At 42.1% G+C, this 7,637-nt stretch carries 6 protein-coding genes; all 6 read right to left on the bottom strand.

What is annotated here, in order from left to right:
* Nucleotides 1–186: 186 nt before the first annotated feature.
* The 6 genes from IIB39_10975 to IIB39_11000 all read right to left on the bottom strand — a co-directional run bounded on the left by IIB39_10975 (nucleotide 187) and on the right by IIB39_11000 (nucleotide 7,570).
* Nucleotides 187–1,329 carry a Fic family protein gene (locus IIB39_10975; GenBank protein ID MCH8929220.1) on the bottom strand — a complete coding sequence of 381 codons (1,143 nt, stop codon included), beginning with the start codon at nucleotides 1,327–1,329 and terminating at the stop codon, nucleotides 187–189.
* A gap of 372 nt (nucleotides 1,330–1,701) precedes the next feature.
* Nucleotides 1,702–1,932 carry a hypothetical protein gene (locus IIB39_10980; GenBank protein ID MCH8929221.1) on the bottom strand — a complete coding sequence of 77 codons (231 nt, stop codon included), beginning with the start codon at nucleotides 1,930–1,932 and terminating at the stop codon, nucleotides 1,702–1,704.
* Nucleotides 1,929–4,094, bottom strand: a complete 2,166-nt coding sequence (locus IIB39_10985; protein ID MCH8929222.1) for a glycosyltransferase — start codon at nucleotides 4,092–4,094, stop codon at nucleotides 1,929–1,931. The genes IIB39_10980 and IIB39_10985 overlap by 4 nt, the downstream gene beginning before the upstream one ends.
* Before the next feature lie 267 nt (nucleotides 4,095–4,361).
* A complete protein-coding gene (locus tag IIB39_10990; protein ID MCH8929223.1) occupies nucleotides 4,362–5,171 on the bottom strand; it encodes a hypothetical protein in 810 nt (269 codons plus the stop codon).
* Nucleotides 5,172–5,346: 175 nt separating this feature from the next.
* Complete coding sequence (locus IIB39_10995) at nucleotides 5,347–5,955, bottom strand: PorT family protein (GenBank protein MCH8929224.1); 609 nt, start codon at nucleotides 5,953–5,955, stop codon at nucleotides 5,347–5,349.
* A gap of 262 nt (nucleotides 5,956–6,217) precedes the next feature.
* On the bottom strand, nucleotides 6,218–7,570 hold the full coding sequence (locus tag IIB39_11000; protein MCH8929225.1) for a T9SS type A sorting domain-containing protein: 1,353 nt from the start codon (nucleotides 7,568–7,570) through the stop codon (nucleotides 6,218–6,220).
* Nucleotides 7,571–7,637: the final 67 nt, after the last annotated feature.

Below are 7,637 nucleotides of genomic sequence, written 5' to 3' on the forward strand. Positions count from 1 at the left end.
TCGCGCCATACTGCTCTCCTTTTTCTATTTATAAGAGATTAGTCAGGTTTTCCGACGTGATGCTGAATTACCGAACGATTGAATCCTCCAAACGATAAATTGGTCAGATCAAAATAAAACTTTTATTCTTGGAGGAGAAATCCAAATATTGGATTACGACGATACTATATTGGCGTTGGGTTTATCCTAATCGCCTAAATAGAGCTTATATAAACCGGATTCAGCTTTAACTATCAATTTCATCTCTTCAAGTTTAGCTATATCTCGACCTGCTGCTCTTCCTTGAACATTTCTGTACAATTGCTCAAATGGAGCATTATTAACAATACTTTTAGCAGAAAATTCAAAGTGTTCATCATCTAAGCTTAATATAGCTGTAAGTAAATCATATTGACGTTGAGTTAAAGCTTTACCATTCCAAAGTTCCAAGTAATTATCTTTCAGAGCAATTTTTCTTACCCATACCATTAACTTTTGATGAATATTTTCTAATGACCAGATCATACCATCCATCATAAAATCAATAAATGGAGTTAAATCCTGTTTTTTATCTCTAATAGTTGCATTGAAGATTATAAAATATTCATCCAAATTCCGATAGTAATAATTTGACAGCATCTCTGGGGCATACTTATACCCCGCGTTTCTCAACAATAAGGCTTCGATTAATCTTGCTGTCCGTCCATTCCCATCACCGAAAGGATGAATATTGCCCAAATGATAATGAGAAATTGCAGAACGATAAATAGGATCAATATTCATAAGTTCGTCGGAATTGAGCCATTCCACATACAAATTCATTAGAGTTTTAATATCTTTTGCTATCCTAGGGGGTTTATAAATTCCGCCATGTTCTTTATCTCCCACGATAACTCCAGATCTTCTATATTGACCAGGAATATTTCCTTCATTTTTTAGATCGGAAGTAATCAAATTATGAGCTGATAATATTAAATGTTCACTTATTGCTCGATTCCCAATTTTTACACCTAATTCTTTCATAATAACATATGCTAATTTAAGATTTAGAATTTGTTTTTCAGAATCTTTTAACAAAGATATTGTATCAGTTTTATCCAATACTTCACCTACTTCTTCTTCCGTAAGTGGATTACCCTCTATTGCAGCTGTGCTGTGTATAGATTTTCTGATGACCTCTTCCTCAAGAGCATCTGCAAATTTCTGCCCAATGGGAATTTGGTTTGCATTATATAGAGTTTTTACCCTTTGCAATTTCTCATACAGCTTCTCTTCATCAAAATAGCGACTGAACTTAAATCGAGCCTTATTAGATAGTATTACTGTTTTTATTTTATCGTTTTTTGCCATCTTCTTCTCATTTGGAACTAATATAAGACATTATATGCCATTTGTCAAGCATTATTGTCACTTTTATAGCACGCTATATGACATATATAACTTATTATTAATATACAGTTTATAAGAATATGTAACTCTGTTTATGGCAAGCGTTATGGCACACTATGTGGCACTGCGTATGGCATAAAATATGGTATATTATATGGCTTCAGAAATATCAGAATAATACACCTACTTGCCATCATTCAGAGGAGCGAAGCGACGAAGGAATCTCAATATTGTGATATCATAAGAGCGAGATTGCCACGTCGTCTATCGACTCCTCGCAATGACAGCTAGAAAAGATTAATTACCAGATTTAGGATCTGGCGCGTTAACTCTCTATTTCTTTTTCTTCCCTCTTTTCCCGTCCCACTCGGCGATGGTGACATTTTCTTCCATTTTGGGGAGCCGCCAGAGACCGGTTATCTCCGCTTTTAGTATATTCCCTTTTTCATCAATGTGATGAACCACCAAGTCGGAGACTTGCCGGACGCTCACTTTCCCTTTCGGTTTTGCTTCTAATTCCAATACGAGTTTACTCCCGTCAACAAAATATTTCAGACTGTTCACGCCGCCTCCTTTTTTGTTTTCCGTCCCTTTAAGAGCTTCCGAATTTGATTGAGCTGTTTATCAAGTGAATAGCGCTCAGCTATTTTCCTGTACGCCTCAGAATCATAATCCGATTTAGGCAGGATCATCTCAACCGCTTCCTCTGTGGTTCGGAAAAGAAATTCTTCGCCCCATAAATCTTCCGCTCCCGGTCGGTCAATGACGACCGGCTTGATTCCTTTCGCCATCGCTTCGCCGATTATGTATGAGAACGACTCGGAGATGCTGGGCGAGATGAGATAATCGATAGTATTCAACCAATTATTCATATCGTCTTGCCACGGCTCAAGCGTAACCCGATTTGCAATCCCGAAACGATTCATCAGGTGGATAAAATACTTTTTCTCCTTGATAGATTGCCATTCACCGGCGATTTTCAGAGTATAGTCTTCCGGCAGCAGATATAAAATTTGGAGCAGCATAGAGGGATTTTTGCCTTGTTTCAGATATCCTGCCGAGCCGAGCCGTTTCCCGTGGGAACGTTCTTTGTATTCCCATTTAAACAGGTCGATTCCGTTCGCTATAATGTGGTGATTCGATTTTTCCGCAGCAGGAAACTTTTCGAGGAAAGCGTTCTTTGTATGTTCCGCCACGAAAACTATATCGTCCACATTTTCCCAATTTACCTGTTCCGGCGCCGAACTTTCGTAAGCCTCATATCCGTGAACCCGGCAGATAATCCGCTGTTCCCAGCCGGTCATCCGGGTCGCCTCGGCAAGATTATTGTCGCACCAGTCGAACCAGAGCAGATCTCCCCACCACGCAAGCGACGGGTTGAATTCGTTTGAAACGACTACGCTGTAGTCCCCATCAAGCTCATTGGCTATATCTTTTGTGAATGAACCGATAGAATCGAATATCACCAATTTCGGTTTACCGGGGTGAACTGTTGTCAGTTTTGAAACCTGCTCGTCTGTTGCCGTCAGCTGATCCTTTATGATTTCCCGGAGCGTCTTCACCGCCTGATCGCAGTTCGATTTCATATCTTTGGGGAAATCCTCAAAACGCGCCGCTCTCAACACGCAGTAGAGAGCCTGATCGTACATTGCGTTCATCTCGTAGAGTTTGCCCAAATTCCAGACAGGAAGCCACGAATAAAACGCTCCCGGATAAAAAACGGTGGAGTCGGGCATGGGATTATCTTCCGCTAACGCAATCGCCTGCTTGTACTGCTCCTCCGCTTCGCTCCATTTCCTGTTCAGCCGGTCATCTTCTTTCCCTGCGGCATTATCGGGTAGATTTTCTTCGATTCCCCTCGCCTCTTTCGCTGCTATCTCGCCCAGCGAAACATACGCCAGCGGTATTTCATTCCGCATTATCAGGCAATCGTGAAATATTTGCTTCGCTTTCATCGGCTCATCAAGAGCCATCCGGCACCTGCCCATCTGCCACGTCACTAAATACCGCTCCACCCCGTCGGTCGCATCCTTGGAATTTTTCAGATATTTTTGATACAGCCGAATCGCCTTTTTGTAGTTCCCCCGCTCATGCGCGATTGATGCGAGATAGAATGCCGACCTGATGTCTTTCGGATTTTTCTTCAGTACGGAACCCATATCGCGTGAGATTTGCGCGTATCGCTCTTTCTTGCGACGCTTTCGATTCGATTTGGTCGGGCGATGTTCGATGACGATGTCGCGAAACCCCATTGAGTTACCTTTCGGGTCTATCTGAGAGCTGTTCAGCTGGTTATGAACTTTCCCGCTGTATTCCCAGCCGATGCCGTTTTTCATCAGCCGGGTCTGCATCCCCACGGCTCCGTCTTCCATAATAAGTTTAAATCCGATTGCGGGGCACGATTCCGCCACAACGCTCCACATCTTCTCGCGGATTTTCTCCACATTCTCAGCGGACATAAACTCGTGCGCGTCCCAGATGAGCAGCCACTCTTTGGTGCATTTTGATATTGATTGGTTCCGCGCGTCAGAAAATGAACCGTTCCATTTGAATTTGTAGAGCAAATCCGCGTATTCGGAGGCGATCGATTCGCTTTCGTCGGAAGACCTGCTGTCAATGCCGATAACGATTTCATCGCAAAACGGTTTCACGCATTCGATAGCGCTGCGGAGTGTTTCCGCTTCGTCGCGGACTATCATACAAAGCGAAATGGTGGGTTTTTTCATCCGTTCCCCTCAATAGTTATTCAACTATACGGGAAAGGTCAGGGAAACAGAGTCATTCAGAGTTGAAAGAAAGAATCTCGAAATTCTATTGTAAGATATAAATGTGAGATTGCAGCGTCGTCTTCGACTCCTCGCAATGACGGCTATTTAGCTCCCCTCTATAAACCAGCCCGACATTGGTCTGGCGGGGAGGGATAGCCATTCCAATGAAAATCTTATGAGTAAATGCTGGCCCGCCTGAATGACGTAGTCGGGCAGGCGAGGAGTTTAGCGCCGAAGCAATTTCAGAAATTCATACTGATCTTTCGACTTTAACAGACGACTAAGATTATTCGATTTATCTCTTATCTTTTTATGGACTTGTTTATTGACTCCGTCGGTTACTCTGAGCACCACCGTTGGACTGACGTTAGAGGCGATAAATTCTCCTGCTGACCCGCTGATATTGTACCCCTTTGAGGAATCTTCAACGGTTCCCGGTAAAAATCCATGAAATGCGATAACTGTCAATTTGTATTCTCCATTAAGCAGAAACTCCGACCCTGGAATAGTGTGGGAATTAATTGTAGGGTTCAGATATCCGCTTTCATAATCATCATCATTGTTAATATTGCTCTCCAACAATATCAGAACAGATGAAGCGCTCGATGGTTTTTTCCACGAAACTGTTAATGCTTGATTCGCCGGATGATCGGAGGTATCCGGCAGTCCGGTAATAGTTGGTTCGGACGGCATAATAGCGGTACCATTTGCTATTTCTACTCCGTTATGGCTGACTGTTAACTCATATTTCCTGCCGACTTTGTATATCATAGAGCCTGTGGTGTCGGAATAAAGTTCGTTGAACTGATAGAATAATTCAACTTCATTTATTTTTACTATGGCATCTGTAACAGCGCCGTCTTTATAAACCGTCACATTAGCGCATCCAAAAAATCCTAATTGAGATATATTTGCTTTTACCAGATAATTGTTGGTCGGAACATTTACCAAAACTTCGTTCGTTTCTAAGTTAGGCTCGGTGGAATTACTGCAACTTTGAAAAGACACGGAAACAGAGATATATATTAAAAACATATAATATACAATCCGGCTCATGGCGCACCTTTTTTTAGAGATAAATTCACCCGTCGGCAGCATCTTGGTATCATAATGCCGCCGATGTCTATTGCTATTTGCCTGTCCGACTTATGCAGGGCGTGACTGAAACAGCCTAAGCTGTTATTATTAAGTTCTTTTTAGGAAATCAGCCTTAGAACATCATTCCGACGAACGCCTGAATCCCGTTTGTTTTGAGGGAGGCATCACCACCTTCCGCAGCATCAAGGTCAAGGATGTCCGACAGTCCCAATGAGTAACGAACTTCACCAAACATATTATTCATTGTCATACCGACGCCTACATTGACAGCTATTTCTATTGATTTTAGATCGTCTTTTATATCTACCTCTCCAAACGGACTCTCAACGTCCGCGCTGAGGAGAAAGCCAAATTCCGGCCCGGCTACGACATAAGGAGTCATATCCGCATCCCCGGAACCCAATTTATATCTTCCCATCACCGGAACTGATAAATAAGCTAAATTTACCTTCGTATCCAAGTCATCATCTTTCGAACCTTTCAGGAGATACATGACCTCTACCTGTAGATCCAATACATCTGAAAGCGGATATAGCATTATTCCACCTACTCCGAACTTGATGGCGGCATCTGCATCCTCCCCCGGATCCACGGAGAGATTCGCTAAGTTTAGACCTCCCTTCACACCGAACTGCATTGCGCCATCCTGTGCGTTAGTTGGCTGAATCGCTATCGCCAAAACGAAAATGACAACGAACCCAGCTATGATTAGTTTTTTCATTGTATTCTCCTTTTCGTGTGTTTCTTGTTACGGTCATTGACTAACATCAGTTCAACTGATACGCGAACTCGTAAATACTTTTGCTGTAACGATTTTTGACAAATAACTATTATGCTTTACCCCCCTTTGGTCAAACATAATCGATATTACTATAAAATGTGCTAAATTGAGAATGTACAAACAACATAGCGTTTTATTTATTATGTGCAAGAGAATTTTAAAATACTTCAGGCTTACGGCGATGATATTGTGAAAATCAGAGTTACTTCAACAGCAACATCTTCTTCGTGGAAATGATGCCATTTTGCTTTAACTGATAGAAGTAAACTCCACTGGCATAGCGAGTTGCATCCCAACTAAACGAATGTGCGCCTGCATTAAGATTGCCGTCGGCAAGGCGGACAACCTCCTCTCCACTCAGATTATATATAGTCAGTAGCGTATGCCCCGATCGCGGCAGATCGAAATTAATCGTAGTCTCAGGATTAAACGGATTAGGATAATTTTGGCTCAAGCGAAAATCGTTCGGCGTGAATTCTTCATCAACAACAGAAACAAAAAACCGATATGAATAGAGTGATCTTAAAAATGGCTCCCACGTATTGGCAATCCAAAAATCGTTTATTATCTCTTGGAGATTTCCTCTTTGCTCGGTCGTCTGTACAGTTATGCGTAAGACATTTGTCCAAACGCTGTCAATCGACTCCTCAGCTACGCTCAATAAAATAGTGCCGATGCTATTAAGGTTTGATATCGTCCGCAAACTATCTTCCCAGTGTCCTGCTGTCGTGTCAATCGCTATCCACCTGTCGGTACGAAATTCGCTAACATAGTCAAGTCCATCATAAACCCAAACATCCCGCTCTACCTTGAAAAATTCGTAAGATGATTGTTCATCGCCGCTTGGACCGTTAACAAAATATTCAATCTCAATCACGTTCCCGGTGGAGTCGAAGGTGTAGCTGTCCAGAACATCGTTAACCCATATATCCACTGTCCACAATTGCCTGATAATCTGCTGAAGTGTATCGGTTGTTTGAACATAGGAGTACAGATTTTGAGATACATTCTCCCAGCTTCGAGCGACCCAATCTTGTGAAAGCGAAATATCCAATAATCCCGATTGAGTGTACGTATTTGTGACCCTGGAATCATTAACCCAGGATGTGCCGTCCCAAAGCTGCAGCAGCTCTTCGGTCAGGAATCCGTTATCATCATAAGACACTCTATTGACAGACACAGGAAGCCAGGAGTCAATTGCCCAAAATGTGAACACAAACTGGGTGATATCTCCAGCTGCATTATAGCTGAACCTGAATCGAATGAAATTTTCCCATGCGGTTCCGTTCCAGAATGAGGTAATTATATTACGAATCAACATCTGATTATTATATATAAAAGATAGCTTGGCAATATTTTCCCAGACCCCGGCAGTGTCAATTTGGGTTATTATTTCTTCGTTTACCGAATCAGCCGCCTGACTGTTTAAGAAAGTTGGTATTTTAAAAATATTCTCATTTAGGCTTGCATTTGTATCATAATTTTCCTTCAGAATAATTTTCAGATGCGGAATAACGCTCTGCTCAAATTCAAGCGCTTTCTCCGCTGTAGTCATTTGGCTCTGCGCAGATGAATATGAAAAAAGCAGTGCGATTATGACAGAAGCTATATGGCTGCGTTTC

Source organism: Candidatus Neomarinimicrobiota bacterium (genome assembly GCA_022573815.1).
Lineage (GTDB): Bacteria > Fidelibacterota > SORT01 > SORT01 > SORT01 > JACZTG01.

What these genes read in the sequence shown, in the direction of transcription:
- IIB39_10975 (MCH8929220.1), bottom strand. Translation starts at nt 1,329, where the DNA reads ATGGCAAAAAACGATAAAATAAAAACAGTAATACTATCTAATAAGGCT.
- IIB39_10985 (MCH8929222.1), bottom strand. Translation starts at nt 4,094, where the DNA reads ATGAAAAAACCCACCATTTCGCTTTGTATGATAGTCCGCGACGAAGCG.
- IIB39_10990 (MCH8929223.1), bottom strand. Translation starts at nt 5,171, where the DNA reads ATGTTTTTAATATATATCTCTGTTTCCGTGTCTTTTCAAAGTTGCAGT.
- IIB39_10995 (MCH8929224.1), bottom strand. Translation starts at nt 5,955, where the DNA reads ATGAAAAAACTAATCATAGCTGGGTTCGTTGTCATTTTCGTTTTGGCG.
- IIB39_11000 (MCH8929225.1), bottom strand. Translation starts at nt 7,570, where the DNA reads ATGACTACAGCGGAGAAAGCGCTTGAATTTGAGCAGAGCGTTATTCCG.